The organism is Mesorhizobium sp. M1A.F.Ca.ET.072.01.1.1, from assembly GCF_004023325.1.
GTDB lineage: Bacteria > Pseudomonadota > Alphaproteobacteria > Rhizobiales > Rhizobiaceae > Mesorhizobium.
The window spans coordinates 1-22,162 of the sequence record NZ_RZSF01000002.1; the positions used below are offsets into that span (position 1 = coordinate 1).

Sequence of the window (22,162 nt, forward strand, 5' to 3'; positions counted from 1 at the left end):
TGCAGGGCAATGCGGTGCTTGCCACCGCCAATGGCAAGAGCGCGATCAACGGGCTTCTGCTGTCGCTGGGACCGAACAAGATCTCCGGCGACCTCGCGCTTGACGAAGCGTTCGTGCCGGTGGGCACTCTGACGCTCACCGTTCCCGATGTCGGTCCGCTGGCGGCGCTTGGCGGCCAGACGGCGACCGGCGATATCAACGGCACGATCGCTTTCGCCAAGGATGGCGCGGCTCCGAACCTCACCATCAATGTGGCCAGCACATCGATCGCCCGCGGCGAACTGGCCGCGAAGGCGATCACCGTCAACGCGCTGATCGCCAATTATCTCAAGGGACCGGCAATATCGGGCACGATCAAGGCCGACAGCGTCACTTCCGGCAAGACGGTGGTCAGCGGTATCGGCATCGACCTGAAGCGCGACGACGACTGGACCGCCTTTTCCGGCGGCGCGACGGCATCCGGAATTCCGGCCACCGCGACCGGGCGCGTGAAGATCGCCGACGGCAAGACCAGCGTCGAGATTGCGTCCGGCGAAGCGACCCTGCGCGGCATCAAGGCGGCGATCGCCGAGCCGTCGCGCCTTGCAATCGCCAACGGCGTCGCTAGCGTCGAGAAGCTTGCGCTCAATCTCGGGGGCGGCTCGGCGACCATTTCCGGCAGCGCCGGCCAGCTCCTCGACCTGACGGCCAATTTCGCCGGCCTGCCTGCGGCGCTCGCCAATGATTTCGTGCCGGGCCTGGATGCTGCCGGAACGCTGGAAGGCACGGCACACGTCACGGGGCCGTCGGCCAATCCCGATATCGAGTTCGACGCCAAGCTTGCCGGCGCCGAGACCAGCCAGACCCGCCAGGCCGGACTTGGGCCGCTCAATCTGGATGCCGTCGGCAGCTACGGTCTGGCGAGCGGCCTGGCCCTGGACCATGCAACGCTTGCGGGCGACAAGATTTCCGGCAACGCCGCCGGCACCTTAAATCCGAACGGCGTCAGCGATTTTTCGCTCGATCTGACGTCATCCGGACCCAGCCTGCCGTTGACGATCGGCAGCGCCGAAAGCCCGGTCAAGATCGAGGTCCAGTCATTGTCGGCAAAGATAGCCGGCCAAAGCACGCAAGCCCGCCTCGAGGCTTCCGCCATCCTGCCTTCGGTTGCCGCCAGCCAGGTGAATGTGGACGGCCTTGCCGTTGCGCTGCATTCGGATGCGTTCGATCTCAAGGGGCGGGCAGGCCCGGTCTCCGGGGCGGTGTCGATTGACAGGATCGGCCTGGACAATCCGATGATCGCGCCGTTGGTTGCCGGCAAGGTCACGGCCGAGGTCAACGGCCGTTTGACGAGCGACGCCGTTGCCGTCAACAGCGGCTCGCTCAAGAGCGATGCGCTCAACAGCCAGGTCGCCGGCCGCATGTCGCTGCGCGACGGCGCCGTCGACCTCAATGTGAACGCCAATGTCGCTTCTTCCGCCTTGCCGGCGGCGGTGCGCGGCATGTTGGGCGAGAGCGCGAAATTGAGCGCCGCGCTGAAACGCGACGCCAACGGCAACGTCAATGTCTCCGGCTTGAAGCTCAACTCGGGCGCACTGAGCGCCGACGGGCAGGCGAGCCTTGCCGACAACAAGCTTGCCGCCGACATCAGGGGGGCGTTGAGCGACGTTTCGCTGCTGTCGAAAGACGCCAAGGGCGCCATCGCTTTTGGCCTGAATGCGCAAGGTCCGATCATGGCGCCCGACCTTGCGCTGACGGTGAACAGCGACAGGCTGTCCGTGGCAGCGCGCGAGATCACCGGATTGAAACTCACCGCGACAGGCAAGGCGGATGCCGCCAATCCGGCGGCCGATGTGCAACTGACCGGCAATGTCGCCGGACAGCCGCTGCAGGGCAATGCGGTGCTTGCCACCGCCAATGGCAAGAGCGCGATCAACGGGCTTCTGCTGTCGCTGGGACCGAACAAGATCTCCGGCGACCTCGCGCTTGACGAAGCGTTCGTGCCGGTGGGCACCGTGTCGCTCGATCTTCCTGACATCGGGCCGCTGGCGGCGCTTGCGCTCGAGAAGGCGGAAGGCGACGTCCGCGGCACGATCGCCTTCTCGAAGGCCGGCAACGGACCGAACGTCGCCGTCAAGGCAACGACGGCGGCGATTAGGCGCGGCGACCTCTCGGCCAAAAAAGTCGCCATCGACGCCCAGATCGCCAATTACCTTGCGGCACCTGTCATCTCCGGCAAGATCCGCGCCGACAGCGTGACCTCCGGCGGCACTGCCGTTACCGGCATCGATGTCGAGCTGAAGCGCGACGGCGACTGGACCGGCTTTTCCGGCGGCGCCACCGTGAAGACCATTCCGGCGAAAGCGGCCGGCCGGGTGAAAGTGGCGAACGGCACGACGACCGTCGAGCTCGCGTCGGGCCAAGCGACGGTGCAAGGCATCAAGGCGGCGATCGCGCAAGCCTCGACCGTGACCATCGCCAACGGCGCGACGACGCTCGACCGGCTGGTGCTCAATCTCGGCGGCGGCACGGCGACGGTGACGGGCAAGGTTACGCAGACGCTCGACATCAACGCCAATCTGGCCAGGGTGCCGGTCTCGCTCGCGAACAGTTTCTCGCCTGGCCTCGATGCGGCGGGCTCGATCTCGGGCACGGTCAAGGTCTCCGGCGCGCCGGCCACTCCGACGGTCGTCTTCAATGTCGATGCCTCGGGCGTGCAGACTTCGCAGACGCGGGGCGCAGGCCTCGGCGGCATGAACGTATCCTCGTCGGGAACCTTTGCCGGCAATAAGCTCGCCTTCGACGCCAACATCAGCGACGGCGCCGGCCTTGGTCTCAAGGGCGGCGGCACGGTGACGACGGCAGGCGGGCCGACCCTGGCGCTCGATTTCAAAGGCAAGGTGCCGTTTTCCTTCCTTGCCTCGAAACTCGCCGTGCAAGGCCTGGCGCTCAACGGAACCGCCAATGTCGACGTGCAGGTGCGCGGTCCTGTATCCGCGCCGGTGATCAGCGGCAAAGTCACGACGTCGGGCGCCCGTCTCATCGACGCGCGCTCCGGGCTGGCGGTCAACGACGTCGGGGCCGACGTGTCGATCGGCGGCGGCGTCGCCAGGATCAATCGCCTGACGGGCACGTTGTCGACGCGCGGCAACCTTTCGGCGAGCGGCACCGTCGGCATCACGCCGGCGCAAGGTTTTCCGGCCGACCTGTCGATAAAACTCACCGACGCTCGCTACACCGACGGCAGGGTGGTGACCGCCAATCTCGGCGGCGACCTGACCATCAAAGGCCCGCTCGTGTCGGCGCCGGTGATCGCCGGCACCATCAATCTGGCGAGGACGGTCATCACCGTGCCGGACAAACTGCCCGGTTCGCTCTCGGAGTTGGATGTGAAGCATAAGAACCCGCCGCGCGCGGTGCGCGCGCAGGACAGGGCGCTGAACCCGCCGACATCCAGCAGCGGCGGCAGCAGCGGCAGTGGCCTTGTCCTCGACGTGACGGTCAACGCACCGAATCAGATCTTCATCCAGGGCAGGGGCGTCGACGCCGAGCTAGGCGGCTCGCTGAAGCTGACCGGCCCGGCATCCTCGCCGCAGGCCGTCGGAACCTTCACCTTGCAGCGCGGCCGGCTGACGATCCTTGCCAAGCGGCTGACCTTCACCGAGGGCACGGTCGGGTTCCAGGGTTCGCTTGTGCCTTACCTCAACCTGACCGCGACCACGACGACCAGCAGCGCCACCGTCACCATCGTCGTTTCGGGCGAGGCGACCAACCCGAAGTTCAACTTCTCCTCCGCACCGGCGCTGCCAGAGGACGAGGTTCTGGCGCAACTGATCTTCGGCCGCTCGATGTCCAATCTCTCGCCGCTGCAGATCGCCCAGCTTGCCGACGCGGCCGCGCAATTGGCCGGCGCCGGCGGCACGACCTCGCTGCTGGACAATCTACGCAGCGCGATCGGCATCGACGATCTCGACGTGACGACCGACGAGAAGGGCGGCACCGCGGTTTCGGCCGGCAAGTACCTCAACGACCGTACCTATGTGACAATCCAGAAGGGCGACAAACCGGGCTCCGGCAAGGCGACGATCGATCTCAACGTCGGGAGGGGCGTGAAGCTGCGCGGCGAGGCCAACGACGCGGGCGAAGCCAAGGGCGGCGTCTTCTACGAACGCGAATATTGACGGTGTTGCCCGCCCCGGCGGGCTGAAGCGGACTTTTGGCGCGCCCGCGAGGCCCTGTCCGCCGACAATGTCTTGATTTGATTGCCCTGTTAATTTTTGGAAATGTGCTTTGGACTAACAAATTTGCGTCAAGGCTGTCGCTATCACGCCAACCGGGCCCATTCCAAAGTTGCACATTCCCCACCATGTTCCAATTCCAAACCGGCTTTTGACATCACGGCCTGGATGCGGAATGTTAAAAGGCAGAAAGCCAAACAATGGGAGTCAGTCATGGCAATCTACAAAAGTAACGGTGACCGCGTTCCGGACCACATCCTGGCGATGGCCGAAGCGGCCAAGTCGGGCACGGTGGACCGCCGTGAATTCCTGGCTTTGGCCAGCGTTTTCGGTGCATCGACGGCAATGGCTTACGGCATGCTCGGTCTCGCCGCGCCGACGCCGGCCAAGGCCGAGGACGTGCAGGGCAAGAAGGGCGGCGTGCTGAAGGTCGCCATGTCGATCAAGGATCCCAAGGATCCACGCACCGCCGACTGGTCGGAGATTGCGAATGCCGAGCGCCAGGCGCTCGAGCCGCTGGTGAAGTACACGAAGGAATACACCTTCGCGCCTTACCTGCTGGCAAGCTGGGACATCAACGACGACGCCACTGAATACACGCTGCATGTGCGGCCAGGCGTCGAATGGAATAACGGCGACAAGTTCACCGCCGACGACGTGATCTACAATTTCACCCGCTGGGCCGACAAGGCAGCGGAAGGCAACTCGATGCCTGGCCGCCTCGGCAGCCTGGTCGACGACGGCACCAAGAAGCTGCGCGAAGGCTCCGTGGTCAAGGTCGACGACATGACGGTCAAGCTCAAGCTGAGCAAGCCCGACATCGCGATCATCCCGAACATGTGCGATTACCCGGCACTGGTCGTGCACAAGACCTTCGATGAGAAGGGCGCCAACTTCAAGAATTGCCCGATCGGCACCGGCCCGTTCGAGCTTGTCTCCTACGATGTCGGCCAGAAGGTGGTCTACAAGCGCCGCGAGACCGGCAAGTGGTGGCAGGGCGAAGCTTTCCTCGATGGTGTCGAGTTCATCGATTACGGCACCGATCCGGCGGCGACGGTTTCGGCTTTCGAATCCGGCGAAGTCCAGACCAACCACGAAACGACCGCCGACTACATCAAGATCATCGCTGATGTCGGCGCGCCGGTTTCGGAGGTCGTCACGGCGGCTACCGTGGTGTCGCGCTTCAACATCACCCACAAGCCCTATGACAACCAGAAGGTTCGTCAGGCGATGTTGCTTGCGGTCGACAACGCCACGGTGCTGCAGCTCGGCTACGGCAATGCCGGCACCCCGGCTGAAAACCACCATGTCGCGCCGATCCATCCGGAATATGTCAAGCTGCCCGAGGTCAAGCGCGACATCGCCAAGGCCAAGCAGATGCTGACGGAAGCCGGCGTGATCGATTTCGAGCACGAACTGATCAGCAACGACGAAGACTATCACAAGAACACCACGGACGCGATCGCGGCCCAGCTGCGCGAAGCGGGCATCAAGGTGAAGCGCACCGTGCTGCCGAGCTCGACCTTCTGGAACGACTGGACGAAGTATCCCTTCTCGCAAACCAACTGGAACATGCGCCCGCTGGGCATCCAGGTCATCTCCATCGCCTATCGCTCCGGCGAAGCGTGGAACGAGACGGCCTACGCCAATCCCGATTTCGACAAGAAGGTCAACGAGGCGCTCGGCATCGCCGATGCGGAGAAGCGCAAGGTTGTGATGAAGGACATCGAGCAAACCCTGCAGGATTCCGGCATCATCATCCAGCCTTACTGGCGCAAGCTCTACATCAACATCAAGCCCGAGGTGAAGAACCACTCGATGCACCCGACCTATGAGCACGACTTCGGCAAGGTCTGGCTCGAACAGGCGTGATCCTTTTGCGATAAATATGAGGGGCGTCAGCCCCTCGTATTTGCAGCTTCGTCGCCGTTGCGTATTGTGCAACGGTGGCGGAGCCTCACAAGGTATCCGACACAGGGTTGAACCTATCTGACCCCAACCCGGCCGGCAGGGGAGCGCGCATGTTCTCATTCATTGCCAGACGCATCGGCACGATTCTGCTCACGATGCTATGCCTGACGCTGGTCGTCTTCTTTCTCGTCAATCTCGAGCCCAACTTGAAGAAGCTGGCGATCAGCCAGACCGAGATGCACACGTCGGCCGAACAGCTCGAAAGCTGGCTGGCCAATCACGGTTACCGGCAGAACTTCTTTGCGCGCTACGGCCAATGGCTGGGCGTCCTGCCCAAGCAGCCGATCACCGATCCTGCCACCGGCAAGGTGACGCAGCGCTTCTCCTTCTGCAACGACCCGGTCGAGCCGAAATTCTCCGGCGTGCTGCAGGGCGATTTCGGCTGTTCGACCAAGTTCAAGACGACGGTCGCGGCCAAGCTGTTTCCGGCACTCGGCGCCACCGGCATATTGATGTTCTGGGTGCTGGCGGTGATGGTGCCGATCTCTTTGCTCATCGGCATCCTTGCCGGCATGCGCGAAGGCTCGCGAACGGACCGGACCCTGTCGGTGGCCTCGATCGCCTCGACGGCGACGCCCGAATATGTGTCGGGCGTCATCTTCACCGTCATCTTCGCCTCGTGGCTTGGCTGGCTGAACGGCTCGGCGGCATCCGCCAGCCAGGGCATCACCTTCTACAATTTCACCCTGCCGGTGATCACGCTGGCGATCTACGGCACCGGCTATATCGCACGCATGACGCGGGCCTCGATGGTCGAGGTGATGACGCAGCAGTATATCCGCACGGCCCGCCTCAAGGGGCTCTCCTTCGGCAGTGTGGTGATCAAGCATGCGCTACGTAACGCGCTGATCGCGCCTTTCACCGTCATCATGCTGCAGTTCCCGTGGCTGCTCACCGGCGTCGTCATCGTCGAGGTGATGTTCCGCTACCAGGGTTTCGGCTACACGCTGGTCGAGGCCGCCGGCAACAACGACATCGACCTTCTGCTCGGCTGCTCGCTGGTCTCGGTGTTCATCGTGCTGATCACCCAACTCATCTCGGATGTCGGCTACGCGTTTCTCAATCCGCGCATCAGAGTTCAATAGGGGGGGCAGGGCGGATGCAGATCGAATATATCGGTGCCTTCGATGTCGTGCTCGGCGTGCTTTGGCGCTTCTGGCCGGTATGGGTCGCGCTTGTCCTGGTGATGGGCGTTAGCTTTACCTACAAGAAGAAGCTCGGGCTCTACGGCCAGCTCTTTGACAGCGGCGTCGGCATTGCCGGCGTCGGCATCTGCCTGTTCTGGCTGTTCACGGCGATCTTCGCCTCGACCATCTCGCCTTTCGATCCGCTGGCGCAGGTGTCGATCATGAAGGATACGCTGCCCGGCGCGATCGAGCCGACTTCGAAGCTCGTCTACTATTTCGGCGGCGACAAGCTCGCCCGCGACGTGTTCTCGCGCATGGTCTATGGCAGCCAGATCGTGCTGATCATCGCGCCGGCGGCGACCGGTTTTGCGCTGATGGTCGGCATCACGCTCGGCCTGCCGGCCGGTTACTACGGCGGCAAGATCGACACGGTGCTGTCCTTCCTCGCCAATCTGGTGCTGGCCTTCCCGGTGATCCTTTTGTTCTACCTGCTGGTGACGCCAGGCATCATGGATACGCCTATCCCGTACGCCCTGGCGGGGCTGTTCTTCCTGTTCCCGATCATCTTCTTTTGCGTGCTGTTCTGGACCCGCTACAAGAACCGACCGGACCGGCTCTATATCCTGCTCGGCCTGACGCTCGTCATCGGGGGCTGGATCTATACGGGCCTCGTCTTCGACAAGGATCCGCTGAGGATCGTCCACATCGATCCCAACCAGCTCAACATTTTCGTGGCGGTGGTGTTCGCTTCCAGCCCCGGCGTGTTCCGCATCGTGCGCGGGCTGACCATGGATATCAAGACGCGCGACTACGTGGCGGCGGCGCAGACGCGCGGTGAATCGCCCTGGTACATCATGCTGTGGGAAATCCTGCCCAATGCACGCGGACCGCTGATCGTCGATGCCTGCCTGCGCATCGGCTATACGACGATCCTGCTCGGCACGCTCGGTTATTTCGGCCTGGGGCTGGCGCCGGAGAGTCCCGACTGGGGCACCGCGATCAAGGATGCCAGCCGGCTCTTGCGCTCTTTCATCCACCCGGCGCTGCCGCCGACGATCGCGCTGATGTCGTTCGTGCTGGGCCTGAACCTTTTGGCGGATTCGCTGCGCGAACAGTCGATGAAGGATTGATGGCGGGGCTTCGGGCCCCATCTTCCAAGAAGCAAGGATTGGAGCGACCCATGAACGAGGCAGTTCGAGATCCAGCCAAGACGACCAATGGGCCGATCATCGAGATCGAGAACCTCTCGATCTCCTTCTTCACCCGCAAGGGCGAGATCCCGGCGGTGATGGACTTTTCCTGCACGGTCATGCCCGGCGAGGCGATGGGCATCGTCGGCGAATCCGGCTGCGGCAAGTCGACCGTGTCGCTCGGCATCATGCGAGACCTCTCAAACATCGGAAAGATCGTCGGCGGCCGCATCAAGTTCCAGGGCAGGGACATGGGCGAGATGTCCGACGAGGAGCTTCGGGCGATCCGCGGCAACAAGATCGCCATGATCTATCAGGAGCCGATGGCGAGCCTCAATCCGGCGATGAAGGTCGGCCAGCAATTGATGGAAGTGCCGCTGATCCACGACAAGGTCTCGAAGGAAGAGGCCCATAACCGTGCACTGGAGATGGTGCGCGCGGTCAAGCTGCCCGATCCGGAGCGCATGATGCGCTCCTATCCCCACCAGCTTTCGGGCGGCCAGCAGCAGCGCATCGTCATCGCCATGGCGCTGCTGTCGAAACCGGCGCTGCTGCTCCTCGACGAGCCGACGACGGCGCTCGACGTCACCGTCGAGGCCGGCATCGTCGAACTGGTCAAGGGGCTGGGCCAGAAGTTCGGCACCTCGATGATCTTCGTGTCGCACAATCTCGGCCTCATTCTCGAGACCTGCGACAAGATCACGGTGATGTATTCCGGCGAGGCCGTCGAGACCGGCAAGATCGAGGACGTGTTCGACCGGATGCGCCACCCCTATACGCAAGGGCTGTTCCGCTCGATTCCGCTGCCCGGCGCCGACAAGAATTCGCGGCCGCTGATCTCCATTCCCGGCCAATTGCCGCTGCCGCATGAGCGGCCGAAGGGATGCAATTTCGGACCCCGCTGTCACCATTTCGTCGAGGGCGTCTGCAATGCCGCCGAAATTCCGATGGTTGCCGTCGAGGGGCATGAGGGCCATTTTTCGCGCTGCGTGCGCTTCAACGAGATCGACTGGGAAGCGCTGCCGCCCGGCGCCAAGAAGGTCAACGAAAAGGTCGAGCCCGGCGCGCCGGTGCTCAAGATCGACAATCTCAAGAAGTACTACAAGGTCGGCGGCAGCGAGGTGTTCGGCTCGAGCGAAGGCCGCGTCGTCAAGGCCAACGAGACGATTTCGTTCACCGCGCGCGAGTCCGAAACGGTCGCGATCGTGGGCGAGTCCGGCTGCGGGAAATCGACGCTCGCCAAGGTGCTTCTGGGGCTTGAGACCGCAAGCTCGGGCACCGTGACGCTGGGCAACAAGGAGATCCAGTCTACCGGCATCGAGAGCCGCAATGTCGAGACGGTGTCGTCGATCCAGATGGTTTTCCAGAACCCGTTCGACACGCTGAACCCCAGCCATACGGTCGGCTCGCAGATCATCCGCACGCTGGAGAAGTTCAATGTCGGCAAGACCGTCGCCGAGCGGCGCAAGCGCATGCTGGAGCTGCTCGACCTGGTGAAGCTGCCGCGGGCCTTCGAGACCCGCAAGCCGCGCCAGCTCTCAGGCGGCCAGAAGCAGCGCATCGGCGTGGCCCGCGCCTTCGCTGGCGACGCCAAGGTGGTGGTGGCCGACGAGCCGGTCTCGGCGCTCGACGTCTCGGTGCAGGCGGCGGTGACCGAGCTCTTGATGGACATCCAGCGCAAGAACAAGACGACGATGCTGTTCATCAGCCACGACCTGTCCGTGGTGCGCTACATCGCCGACCGTGTCGTCGTCATGTATCTCGGCTATATCGTCGAGCAGGGGACGACGGACCAGATCTTCTCGCCGCCCTACCATCCCTACACCGAGGCGCTGCTCTCGGCGATCCCGATCGCCGACACCAGCGTGGTCAAGAAGCACATCGTGCTCGAAGGCGATATCCCATCGGCGATGAACCCGCCGACCGGCTGCCCCTTCCAGACGCGCTGCGGCTACAAGAAGCTGGTGCCGGACAATCTGTGCGAGACGACGGTGCCGCCGGTGAAGAATCTCGGCAACGGCCATATGAGCCTGTGCTGGCTGTCGGACGATGTCTTGGCGAAGATGGAGCCGGTCATCAAGTTCGACAAGGAGCATGCGGCACATGAAGGCGTGCCGGACGACGCGCCGCACGGCACGGGGCCGGGCTTTGCCGGCACCCCGCCCAAGCGCCCGAGGGGCAAGAGGCCGAAGCCGAACTAAGACTTCGCCCGGTCCCGGGGTCAGCTCCCACATTGCCGCAACTGGGCGGCGTAGTCGCGGGCCATCTGATCGGTGGCGTGCGCGTAGTTCTGCACGCCGGCATCGCCGCGATTGCCGCGGCCGTAGGCCGACCAGCCGAGATAGTAGGCGAGATAGAGACTGTAGGTATCGTTGCGGGCGACGCCGAAAGTGTCGACGGTCTTGGAATGATACCAGCCGACGAAGTCGATGGCGTCGGCGAAACGGCTGCGGCGCGCTGCCCAGTTGCCGGTCTCCATCTGATATTGCGACCAGGTGCCGTCCAGCGCCTGCGAATAGCCCGCGGCGGTGGAGACATGTTTCCAGGGAATGAAGCCGAGCAGCTTGGTGCGCGGTGGCCGGGCGTTGCTCTTGAAGCCGGATTCCTTGCGCACCGTCGCCATCAGCACCGGAACGGGAATGCCGTATTTTTGTTCGGTGCGCTCGGCGGCGGACTGCCAGTTGTCGAACCAGCCGTCATTCTGGTCGAAGACGTCGCAGACATTGTTGATGTGGCTGGGCGCCGTCGCGCAGGCCGAAAGCGCCAGCAGCACAGAGACAACGACAATTTTACTAAAACTCGACCTAAGCATCGGCAGACGAATAGGCCGAAATCATAAAAGGAATCTTTCGAGCTTCCTTAACGCCGGCCGAGGCGCCGCGTGGCTCTATCGATATTTCGACTTCGCTCGTCGCATTTGTCTTCATCAGAATGAAAAAATGCCGCCTTGGCTAAAATCACGCCGGCAAATGGCGAATTCCTGACAGCTCGCGCCTGACGTCGGCGCTCTGATAGACGCATGACCGAACCAAGACGAAAACGCGGCGCCGAACGGACCAGCAACCGCGGGCCCGCCGCCATTCCGCAGCTGCCGCCACGGCGCGTGGTCAACCCTTACCCGCCGATGGCGGTGCTTTCGGCCGACCAGATCGAGGCCATTCATCAGGCCTCGATGCATATTCTCGAAAATTTCGGCATCGAGGTGATGAGCCCGCGAGCGCTCGCGCTGTTCGAACGCGCCGGCGCGAAGGTCGATCACAGCTCGATGAATGTGCGCCTCGATCGGGGCATGGTCGACGAAGCGCTGAAGACGACACAGGCCGGCTACACACTTACGCCACGCAACCCGGCTCACGCCGTTTATCTCGGCGGCAACACGATCAACTTCACGCTGGTTGCCGGGCCGCCCAATGTGCACGACATGGAGCGCGGCCGCCGCGCCGGCAATCTCGCCGACTATTGCGATCTCGTCCGGCTGGCGCAGCATTTCAACTGCATCCATATGCTGGGGAACCAGGTCTGCGCGCCGATCGAGCTACCGGCGAATTCGCGGCACCTCGACACCTACTTCGCCAATCTGACGCTGACCGACAAATGCTTCCATGTCTCGGCGATCGGCCGGGGCAGGGCGCTGGACGGCATCGAGATGATGGCGATCGCGCGTGGCTTGACTCTCGACCAGATCGGCCGGGATCCCGGCGTCACCACCATCATTTCCGTCAACTCGCCGCGCCGCTTCGACGAGATGATGGCCGAAGGGCTGATGACCATGGCCGAGTTCGGCCAGTCGGTGGCGGTGACGCCGTTCACGCTGATGGGCGCGATGAGCCCGGTGACGCTTGCCGGCGCGCTGGCGCAGCAAAATGCCGAGGCACTGTTCGGCATCGTGCTGACCCAATTGGTGCGGCCCGGCGCGCCGGTGATGTATGGCGCCTTCACTTCCAATGTCGACATGAAGTCCGGCGCGCCGGCCTTCGGCACGCCGGAGAACACCAAGGCCAACATCGCCTCCGGGCAATTGGCGCGGCGCTACAATCTGCCGTACCGCACGACGCCGGGCTCGGCGTCCAATGCCGCCGATGCGCAAGGCGCCTATGAGACGCTGATGGCGCTGTGGGGTGCCATGCTTGGCCACGGCAACCTCGTCTATCATGCCGCCGGCTGGCAGGAGGGCGGACTGACGGCCTCATTCGAAAAACTTATCATCGATGTCGAGATGATGCAGCACATGATGGAATTCCTGCGACCGATCGTGGTCGACGAAGGCGAATTGGCGGTCGACGTATTGGGCGCCGTGCCCACCGGCGGCCACTTCTTCGGCGAGCCGCATACGCTTGAACGCTATGCCACCGCCTTCTATCAGCCGATGCTCTCCAACTGGCAGAACTACGAGGCTTGGCAGGAGGCCGGCGCGCTTGACACGACGGCGCGCGCGACCCGGCTCTGGAAGAAGGCGCTGGGAGAGTACGTTCAGCCGACAATGGACCCAGCCGTGCGCGAGGCACTTGAAGTCTATATGGCGCGCCGCAAGGAAGCGATCGGGCAGGGCGAGCCGTGACGGTTTTGGAACGCTGGCGCCGCCCCTCATCCGCCTTCCGGCACCTTCTCCCCGTGAAGGACGGGGAGAAGGGAAGCGCTACAGCGCTGGCGACCCCTCTCCCCGTTTTTCACGGGGAGAGGGCAAGGTGAGGGGCAGCGCCGACGTTTGAGGAGAGACATGCCTCTCATCCTGAATCCACTCAGTCATCCAACTCACTGAAACAACGAGAAGAACCCATGAAGTCGCATGCAAAGGTCGTGGTCATCGGCGGCGGTGTTGTAGGATGTTCCGTGCTGTTCCATCTTGCCCGCCACGGCTGGACGGACGTGGTGCTTCTGGAGCGCGATGAGCTGACCTCGGGCTCGACCTGGCACGCGGCCGGCGGCATGCACACCATCAACGGCGATCCCAACGTCGCCAAGCTGCAGAAATACACGATCTCGCTCTACAAGGAGATCGAGGAGCTTTCCGGCCAGGCGACGGGGGTGCATCTGACCGGCGGCGTGCTCTTGGCAGCAACCGAGGCGCGGCTCGACTGGCTGCGCGGCGTCGTCTCCAAGGGCCGCTATCTCGGCATCGACCTCGAGGTGATCTCGGCGAAGGAAGCGGCCGAGTTGATGCCGCTCATCGATCCGAAGCAATTCGTCGGCGCCGTGCGCAACAAGGAGGACGGCCATCTCGATCCCTCCGGCGTCACCCACGCTTACGCCAAGGCGGCGCGGAAGCTGGGCGCGGAAGTGGAGCGCTTCACCAAGGTCGAGGACATCGTGCGCCGGCCCGACGGGCTGTGGCGGGTCATCACCAACAAGGGCGATGTGATCACCGAGCATGTCGTCAACGCCGGCGGGCTTTGGGCGCGCGAGGTCGGCCGCATGGTCGGGCTCGAACTGCCGGTGCTCGCCATGGAGCACATGTATCTGATCACCGAGGACATGCCGGAGGTCGCCGACTGGAACAAGAAGACCGGCACGGAAATCATCCATGCGGTCGACTTCGACGGCGAGCTCTATCTGCGCCAGGAGCGCGGCGGCATGCTGATGGGCACCTACGAGAAAGCCAACAAGGTCTGGTCCGAATTCTCCACACCATGGAATTTCGGCCACGAGCTGTTGGAGCCGGATATCGACCGTATCGCGCCCTCGCTCGAAGTCGGCTTCCGTCACTTCCCGGCCTTTCAGAAAACCGGGATCAAGCAGATCATCAATGGCCCCTTCACCTTTGCGCCGGATGGCAATCCGCTGGTCGGTCCGGTGCGCGGCCTGCCGGGCTTCTGGGTCGCCTGCGGCGTCATGGCGGGTTTTTCTCAAGGCGGCGGTGTTGGCCTGGCGCTCTCAAACTGGATGATCGAGGGTGATCCCGGCGCCGATATCTGGGCGATGGACGTGGCGCGCTACGGCGACTGGGCGACGATGGCCTACACCAATGCCAAGGTGCGCGAGAATTACTCGCGCCGCTTCTCGATCCGCTTCCCGAACGAGGAACTGCCGGCCGGGCGTCCGCTGAAGACAACGCCCCTTTACGACACATTGTCGGCCAACGGCGCGCAATGGGGCGTCGCCTTTGGGCTGGAAGTGCCGCTCTGGTATGCGCCCGAAGGCGTCAAGGACGAGTTCTCCTGGCGGCGGTCGACCGATTTCGACCATGTCGGCAGCGAAGTGGCCGCCGTTCGCAACGGCGTCGGCCTCTCGGAGATCTCGAGCTTTGCCAAGTACAAGGTGACGGGCGAGGGGGCGGCAGCCTGGCTCGACCGTCTGCTTGCCTGCAGGCTGCCCAAGCCCGGCCGCATGACGCTGGCGCCGATGCTGAAGGAAGACGGCAAGCTGATCGGCGATTTCACGCTCGCCAATGTCGGCGAGGGCGACTGGTTCGTCGCCGGCTCCGGCGTCGCCGAGCAGTACCATATGCGCTGGTTCGAGGCGCATCTGCCGAAGGACGGCTCGGTGCGTATCGAGCCGCTGGGGCAGAAGCTCACCGGCCTTGCCATTGCCGGGCCGAAGGCGAGGGCGGTGCTGGCCAAAGTCACCCGCGCCGACGTCTCAAACCCGGCGTTCCCATTCATGGCCGTCGGCAGGATGGATATCGGCATGGCGCCGTGTCTTGTCGGCCGCGTCAGCTACACCGGCGATCTCGGCTATGAGATTTGGATGGCGCCGGAGTATCAGCGCGCCGCCTACCAGGCGCTGATCACGGCCGGCGAGGAATTCGGCATCGGCCTGTTCGGGTCGCGCGCGCTCAATGCGCTCAGGCTCGAAAAGAACTACGGCTCATGGGCGCGCGAATACCGGCCGATCTACGGACCGGTCGAGGCCGGGCTCGACCGTTTCGTCGCCTACGGCAAGGAGGCCGGGTTCATCGGCAAGGAAGCAGCACTTGCCGAGCGCAAGCAAGGCGGCAAGCTCCGGCTGCGCGCCTTCATCGTCGAGGCCACTGATGCCGATGTCATCGGCGACGAGGCGATCTGGCACGACGGCGTCGTGCGCGGCTGGGTCACGTCCGGCGGCTATGCGCACAATGCAAAGAAGTCGATCGCCATGGGCTATGTGCCGAAGGAGATCGCCGACAGGCCGGACGGCTTCGAGATCGAGATCCTCGGCAAGCGCCACGCCGCGCGCATTCAGGCAACTCCGCTGTTCGATGCCAATTTCGAGCGGATGCGCGCCTGAAAAACAGGCGCGCTTCCCACAGGGCATCAGGCGCTGCGGCGGTTGTCGAGCGCGAAAGCGCCGGGACCGGCGAAGACCAGATAGAGGAAAATGAAGCAGAACGAGATCGCCGCGTCGCCGCCATTGTTGACGGGGAAGAAGTCGCGCGGGAAATGCGCCATGAAATAGGCGATGGCCATTTCGCCGCAGAGCAGGAACGCCACGGGGCGGGTCAACAGCCCCAGCGCCAGCAGGATGCCGCCGGCGAATTCAAGGATTGCGGACGTCAGCGCGAGCCCCGTCAGCGCCCCGGCATGGGCGCCGGCGGGGAAATTGAACAGCTTCTGGGTGCCGTGCTCGGTGAACTGCAGCGCCGTCATGATGCGAAGCACGCCCAGCGCCTGCGGCTGATAGCGGGAGAGACCTTCAAAAAGCTTCATCTAAACTCCATCTGCCCTTCTCGACCCGCCATAAATTATCGCTCGGACGCGGACCATTCACTTCCCATGCCCTGCCATCAACAATCGGTGAGTGGGCATGAGTTCACCTCTTCCGGTTCATTCTCGCCGTGGTTGCAATTGTCTCCTATAAGTTGTATTGATGCGCGGATACACCAAACCATCCGGGGAATCCATTCGCCATGAAAAAATTCGCCATCAGCCTCTTCGCATTCCTTGCAGGCACCAGCTTCGCCATAGCTGCCGATGCCGGTTGTGATGCCTTCAAATGGCCGGTGACACGCGAGCAGGCCCTGTTTCCGTCAGCGTCCGCCGCCCAGTCCGGCGCGGCCCTGACAGTCGGGCAAGCGGCGGATTTCTCACTTGCAGCGGTCGACACGATCGGGTTTGAAGTTCCGCCGGGACGTGCACCGGCAGCCGGCACGTTCGGCGCGATGGCAAGCGTGACCGTACCGGCTGAAGGCGAGCTCCAGTTCAGCCTGTCCGATGAGGTCTGGATCGATGTCGTCCAAGACGGCCATGCCGTGAAGTCGGCGGGCTTCAGCCGCGCAAAGACTTGCCCGGGCATTCGCAAGAGCGTGCGCTTCAAGCTGTCCGCCGGTCCGGCCACCGTGCAGCTCAGCGGCGCCAAGAAGGCCGATCTCAAAGTGGCGGTGCTGACGCCGGAGTGACGCCCAAGAGGGCGACGCCGGCGCCGGGCCAGCGCCCCCTCTGCCCAGCCCGACCTCCGCAGCAGCTGCGTTGCGGCTGCGGAGGGTGGACCGGACATCTGCCGCACAACAGGGGCGGCAGTTTCTATCGCCCAGGCGCCAGCAGCGCGAAATGCGCGCCCTGCGGGTCCTGGCATTGGATGATCCACTGCGCGCTCGGCACCTCCATCGGTCCCATCAATACCTTGCCGCCATTGTCGGTGACGCGCTTGGCGGCGGCGTCGATCGCGTCGACGTTGAAATAGAACTGCCAGACCGGGACCGGGATCTGCGGCGGCTTGTTCATCATGCCGCCGCCGGATTCGGGGCCGGCGCCGAAGGTCTGGTAGATGCCCATCTCGCCCATGTCGAACTGACCGGCGCTCTCCCAGCCGAACTGGCTGGAATAGAAGTCGAAAGCGGCTTTCCAGTCCGAGGTGTAGAGCTCGTGCCAGCCAACATGGCCGCGCGTGGTAGCGGGTACCGGCGGCTGCTCGGGCTGGTTGGGCTGCAGGAACATGAAGGTCGCGCCCTGCGGGTCGGCGACGACGGCGAAGCGACCGACGCCGGGAATATCATCCGGCGCGCGATGAACGGCACCGCCGGCCTCCTTGAGCGCCTTCGTCGAGGCATCGATGTCCTTGGTGTAGATGTAACCAAGCCAGGCCGGCGGCATGCCCATCTTGGCGGCATCGTCCGGCATCGTCATCAATCCGCCGACGCCGCGCAGGCTGGAATTCACCACGATATAGCGCGGCATGCCCGGCGCCTTGTCGAAGGGCTCGGCCCGCCAGCCGACGACAGCAGTATAGAAAGCCTCGGCGGCGTCGAGGTCGGTGGTCATCAGTTCGTACCAGAAGAAGGGTTTTGCGGCATTGGGCATGGTCGGTCTCCTCACCGGTTCAGGCAGCGATCGCGGTCCGATCCATCATAGGACGATCTCGGCGACAGAAATCCGACATCTGGACTAGAAATCGAGAACGGCAAGGCGCTCATGCATGTCACTCAAAAATGCGCAGCGGTTTTGGGCGACCGACACGCATCAAAATCGGAGCTTAAAGCGCGTCGCCCCAATCCGTTTCTGCGCGAAGTGCTTCAGGCCCGCGATCTTGCATGGCCCGGGGTTTTGGACTTTGCTGCAGGCAACGAGGGGCTGTCTCTCCATGCGTCGAATGTCGCTTACGCCCGAGCTTGTGGCTTTGTGCCATCGCGAGGAGCTCGACCCTGGTCCGAGCGGGGACTGGACGCAGCTCAACGACGACGATTTCCGCGCGCTCGCCTCGCGCCTGTCAGACGAGGGCGACGAGGGGCCGCTCTGGGTGTTCGCCTATGGCTCGCTGATCTGGAAGCCGGCGTTTGAATCCATCGAGCAACGCCGCGCCTCCGCCTATGGCTGGCATCGCTCCTTCTGCCTCGACATGGTGCGCTGGCGAGGCAGCGCCGCGCAGCCGGGGTTGATGATGGCGCTCGAGCGCGGCGGCCGTTGTGACGGCGTCATCTTTCGTCTGCCGGATGGCGAGAAGCCCGCCCAGATCGAGAGATTGCTGCGGCGAGAAATCGACGATCATGAAAGCGTCAGCTCGGTCCGCTGGGTTCCGGTACGCACGGCGCAAGGATCGCTGCGAGCGCTGAGCTTCTGGATCGGGGTGACGGGTAGGGGCACGTCGCTCAGGCAGCCGCTCGAAAGGGGTGGCAAAGACACTGGCACGCGCATGCGGCCATGTCGGTTCCGGCGCCGAATATCTTTACAACACCGTCAGCCACCTCGAAACATTCGGCATCCATGACCGCAATCTGTGGCGCCTGCAGGAACTCGTGGCAGACGAGATCAGGTCGATCCATCCCTCCAGGATTGAAAGCGCTGAACCGACAGACATCGGCGTCGCGATAATATGAGTACGACTATCATGTTTTTGTCCAAGCAATACAGCAGCTTGGCCGAAAATTGACCAATTGATAAAAAAATAAAACGTGCTAGCCTTCCTCAAAACAAACAAGGGGAACTGGAATGGCGACTGGTCATTTCATCGAAGGCATAGCCGGCGGCCGGCTGTCTGCGGAGCAATACGCCGATAATTTTTCCGACCTGCACCCGCCGCTCGATCACCACGAGGCGCTGGTTGAGGCCGATCGCTGCTATTTCTGCTACGATGCGCCGTGCATGAATGCATGCCCGACCTCGATCGATATCCCGTTGTTCATCCGGCAGATCGCGACCGGCAATCCGCTGGGCTCGGCCAAGACCATTTTCGACCAGAACATTCTTGGCGGCATGTGCGCCCGCGTCTGCCCGACGGAGACGCTGTGCGAAGAGGTCTGCGTGCGCGAGGTCGCGGAGGGCAAGCCGGTGCAGATCGGCCGGCTGCAGCGCTATGCGACCGATGTCGCGATGGATGAGGGCAAGCAGTTCTACAAGCGCGCCGAACCGACCGGAAAAACGGTCGCCGTGGTCGGCGCCGGGCCAGCGGGCCTGGCGGCGGCGCATCGCTTGGCCCGCCACGGCCACGATGTGACGATCCTCGAAGCGCGGCCGAAGGCCGGCGGCCTCAATGAATACGGCATCGCGGCTTACAAGAGCGTCGACGATTTCGCTCAGGCCGAGGTCGACTACGTCACCGCGATCGGCGGCATCGACATCCAGAACGGCAAAGCGCTCGGACGGGACTTCCAGCTTTCCGACCTGATCCGCAACTACGATGCGGTGTTCCTTGGCCTCGGGCTCGGCGGCGTCAATGCGCTGCGCGCCGAAGGCGAGGATACGGATGGCGTCGCCAACGCAGTCGAGTTCATCGCCGAACTCAGGCAGGCAAGCGACCTTTCCAGCCTGCCGGTCGGCCGCCGCGTCGTCGTCATCGGCGGCGGCATGACGGCGATCGACGCCGCGGTGCAGTCGAAGCTGCTCGGCGCCGAGGAGGTGACGATCTGCTACCGGCGCGGCCAGGAGCATATGAATGCCTCCGGCTTCGAGCAGGATCTGGCCGCCGCGAACGGCGTCACGATCCGCCACTGGCTGCAGCCGAAGCGCGTCATCGCCGAGAACGGCAAAGTGTCGGCGATCGAGCTCGAATACACAGCCATGAATGGCGACAAGCTCGCCGGTACCGGCGAAATGCTGAGGCTCAACGCCGACCAGGTGTTCAAGGCGATTGGCCAGAGCTTTGTGCCGGCTCATCTCAACGGCAGCGTTGCTTCCATCGAGCTCGATGGCGGCCGCATCAGGATCGACGCCGAGGGTCGCACCTCGCTGGCGAAAGTCTGGGCGGGCGGCGACTGCATCTTCGGAGGCGACGACCTGACGGTCTCGGCCGTGGCGCAAGGCCGCGACGCCGCCGAATCCATCCACCGGGCACTGACCTCTAACGGGAGGGCATGAGCATGGCAGACATCCGTAACACCTTCGTCGGCATCAAGTCGCCAAATCCGTTCTGGCTGGCTTCGGCGCCGCCGACCGACAAGGCCTATAATGTCGAACGCGCCTTCAAAGCCGGCTGGGGCGGCGTGGTCTGGAAGACGCTTGGCGAAGAGGGCCCGCCGGTCGTCAACGTCAACGGCCCGCGCTACGGCGCGATCTGGGGCGCCGACCGCCGGCTGCTCGGCCTGAACAACATCGAGCTGATCACCGACCGCGACCTGCAGACCAATCTGCGCGAGATGAAGCAGGTGAAGATGAACTGGCCGGATCGGGCGCTGGTCGCATCGATCATGGTGCCTTGCGAGGAGGAAAGCTGGAAGGCGATCCTGCCGCTGGTCGAGGAGACCGGCGCCGACGGCATCGAGCTCAATTTCGGCTGCCCGCACGGCATGAGCGAACGCGGCATGGGCTCGGCGGTGGGCCAGGTGCCGGAATATATCGAGATGGTGGTGCGCTGGTGCAAGCAGTACACGCGCATGCCGGTCATCACCAAGCTGACGCCGAACATCACCGACATCCGCAAGCCGGCGCGGGCCGCCAAAGCCGGCGGCACCGACGCGGTGTCGCTGATCAACACCATCAACTCGATCACCGGGGTTGACCTCGACAGTTTTGCGCCGCAGCCGACCATCGACGGCAAGGGCTCGCATGGCGGCTATTGCGGCCCGGCGGTGAAGCCGATCGCGATGAACATGGTGGCCGAGATCGCGCGCGATCCGGAAACGCACGGCCTGCCAATCTCGGGCATCGGCGGCATCACAACCTGGCGGGATGCTGCCGAATTCATGGCACTCGGCGCCGGCAACGTGCAGGTCTGCACGGCGGCAATGACCTATGGTTTCAAGATCGTGCAGGAGATGATCGCGGGGCTGGAGAACTGGATGGACGAGAAGGGCCACGCCTCGCTCTCCGACATCATCGGCCGCGCCACACCCAATGTCACGGACTGGCAGTATCTCAACCTCAACTATGTCGCCAAGGCGCATATCGACCAGGACGCGTGCATCAAATGCGGGCGCTGCCACATCGCCTGCGAGGACACCTCGCACCAGGCGATCACCAGCATGGTCGACGGCGTCAGGCATTTCGAGGTGATCGAGGCCGAATGCGTCGGGTGCAATCTTTGCGTCAATGTCTGCCCGGTCGAGGGCTGCATCACCATGGAACCGCTGGCCGCCGGCGTGCTGGATCAGCGCACGGGCATACCGGTGTCGCCGGTCTACGCCAACTGGACGACGCATCCGAACAATCCGATGGCCAAGGTGGCCGCGGAGTAGGGAACACTTTTGAAAGAAATGCGGCGCCTTCGGGTGCCGTTTTTCGTTACCTATATTGCAGATAAGAATTATCCATGATAGGTACTATCCATGAATTGGAGCCAAAGATCGTGAAGCTGGGAGAGGGCGTCGAAGCGGCGATCCACTGCGCCGCCATGCTTGCCGGCGTCGATGGCAACAGCACCATGTCGGGCGCGGCCATGGCCGAGGCGTTCGGGCTGTCGCCGAGCTATCTCTTGAAGCATCTCAATCAGCTGACAACGGCGCGCATCCTGGAATCGGTGCCGGGGCCGGCAGGCGGCTACAGGCTGGCGCGGCCGGCCGAGCGGATCACGCTGCTCAACATCGTGCTTGCGGTCGAGGGCAGGGAGCCTGCCTTCCGCTGCGGCGAGATCCGCCAGCGCGGCCCGGTCAAGCTCGACGCGTCGGCCTATGTCAAACCGTGCGGCATCAATGCCGCGATGCTGAGGGCCGAGCGCGCCTATCGTGCCGCCCTTGCCGAGGCAAAGCTCTCCGACATCGTCGCCGATTTTATGAAAGACGCCGATCCCCGCACCGTCGCCGCAAGCTGCGTCTTCGTCGAACGCCATCAGCGGCTGCAAAAGTTCAACAGCCAAGCAAAGCGTGAAAGGTAAGAGA

At 63.6% G+C, this 22,162-nt stretch carries 14 protein-coding genes and 1 pseudogene; 12 read left to right on the plus strand and 3 right to left on the minus strand.

All coding sequences use genetic code 11. The features are described from left to right. The 5 genes from EOA32_RS00400 to EOA32_RS00420 all read left to right on the plus strand — a co-directional run. A partial coding sequence (locus EOA32_RS00400; RefSeq protein ID WP_128370498.1) for a translocation/assembly module TamB domain-containing protein occupies nt 1-4,160 on the plus strand: 4,160 nt, incomplete at its 5' end. A 270-nt stretch (nt 4,161-4,430) separates the two neighbouring features. Further along, nucleotides 4,431-6,089 carry an ABC transporter substrate-binding protein gene (locus EOA32_RS00405; protein ID WP_095779087.1) on the plus strand — a complete coding sequence of 553 codons (1,659 nt, stop codon included), beginning with the start codon at nt 4,431-4,433 and terminating at the stop codon, nt 6,087-6,089. Between the two features lie 149 nt (nt 6,090-6,238). Next, complete coding sequence (locus EOA32_RS00410) at nt 6,239-7,273, plus strand: ABC transporter permease (RefSeq protein WP_066990563.1); 1,035 nt, start codon at nt 6,239-6,241, stop codon at nt 7,271-7,273. Between the two features lie 14 nt (nt 7,274-7,287). Continuing rightward, nucleotides 7,288-8,445, plus strand: a complete 1,158-nt coding sequence (locus EOA32_RS00415) for an ABC transporter permease (protein WP_066990564.1) — start codon at nt 7,288-7,290, stop codon at nt 8,443-8,445. 50 nt (nt 8,446-8,495) lie between these two features. Beyond that, a complete protein-coding gene (locus tag EOA32_RS00420; RefSeq protein WP_066990565.1) occupies nt 8,496-10,706 on the plus strand; it encodes an ABC transporter ATP-binding protein in 2,211 nt (736 codons plus the stop codon). A 20-nt stretch (nt 10,707-10,726) separates the two neighbouring features. Here the strand turns inward: EOA32_RS00420 and EOA32_RS00425 are convergent, their stop codons facing one another. Next, nucleotides 10,727-11,317 (minus strand): transglycosylase SLT domain-containing protein, encoded by a 591-nt coding sequence (locus EOA32_RS00425; RefSeq protein WP_128370499.1) that lies wholly within the window; start codon nt 11,315-11,317, stop codon nt 10,727-10,729. 207 nt (nt 11,318-11,524) lie between these two features. Between EOA32_RS00425 and EOA32_RS00430 the strand changes: the two genes are divergently transcribed. Both EOA32_RS00430 and EOA32_RS00435 read left to right on the plus strand, forming a co-directional pair. After that, complete coding sequence (locus EOA32_RS00430; protein WP_128370500.1) at nt 11,525-13,063, plus strand: trimethylamine methyltransferase family protein; 1,539 nt, start codon at nt 11,525-11,527, stop codon at nt 13,061-13,063. A 218-nt stretch (nt 13,064-13,281) separates the two neighbouring features. Next, complete coding sequence (locus EOA32_RS00435) at nt 13,282-15,708, plus strand: FAD-dependent oxidoreductase (RefSeq protein WP_128370501.1); 2,427 nt, start codon at nt 13,282-13,284, stop codon at nt 15,706-15,708. A 26-nt stretch (nt 15,709-15,734) separates the two neighbouring features. On the opposite strand, the gene EOA32_RS00440 is transcribed toward EOA32_RS00435, so the two are convergent. Beyond that, entirely contained in the window at nt 15,735-16,127 is a 393-nt protein-coding gene (locus EOA32_RS00440; protein ID WP_067328942.1) for a DoxX family protein, read from the minus strand. Nucleotides 16,128-16,327: 200 nt separating this feature from the next. Between EOA32_RS00440 and EOA32_RS00445 the strand changes: the two genes are divergently transcribed. Beyond that, on the plus strand, nt 16,328-16,816 hold the full coding sequence (locus tag EOA32_RS00445; RefSeq protein ID WP_128370502.1) for a hypothetical protein: 489 nt from the start codon (nt 16,328-16,330) through the stop codon (nt 16,814-16,816). Between the two features lie 124 nt (nt 16,817-16,940). Here EOA32_RS00445 and EOA32_RS00450 read toward each other — a convergent pair whose 3' ends face one another. Beyond that, nucleotides 16,941-17,717 (minus strand): VOC family protein, encoded by a 777-nt coding sequence (locus tag EOA32_RS00450; protein ID WP_128370503.1) that lies wholly within the window; start codon nt 17,715-17,717, stop codon nt 16,941-16,943. A gap of 280 nt (nt 17,718-17,997) precedes the next feature. On the opposite strand from EOA32_RS00450, the pseudogene EOA32_RS00455 reads away from it, so the two are divergent. The 4 genes and pseudogenes from EOA32_RS00455 to EOA32_RS00470 all read left to right on the plus strand — a co-directional run bounded on the left by EOA32_RS00455 (nt 17,998) and on the right by EOA32_RS00470 (nt 22,158). Further along, nucleotides 17,998-18,730 (plus strand): annotated as a pseudogene (locus EOA32_RS00455) (gamma-glutamylcyclotransferase). 112 nt (nt 18,731-18,842) lie between these two features. Next, nucleotides 18,843-20,207, plus strand: a complete 1,365-nt coding sequence (locus tag EOA32_RS00460; RefSeq protein WP_095783850.1) for an NAD(P)-dependent oxidoreductase — start codon at nt 18,843-18,845, stop codon at nt 20,205-20,207. Nucleotides 20,208-20,209: 2 nt separating this feature from the next. Next, nucleotides 20,210-21,523: an NAD-dependent dihydropyrimidine dehydrogenase subunit PreA gene (gene preA / locus EOA32_RS00465; protein ID WP_067329150.1), complete on the plus strand. Its 1,314-nt coding sequence runs from the start codon at nt 20,210-20,212 to the stop codon at nt 21,521-21,523. 110 nt (nt 21,524-21,633) lie between these two features. Next, nucleotides 21,634-22,158: an Rrf2 family transcriptional regulator gene (locus EOA32_RS00470; protein WP_128370530.1), complete on the plus strand. Its 525-nt coding sequence runs from the start codon at nt 21,634-21,636 to the stop codon at nt 22,156-22,158. Nucleotides 22,159-22,162 lie beyond the last annotated feature (4 nt).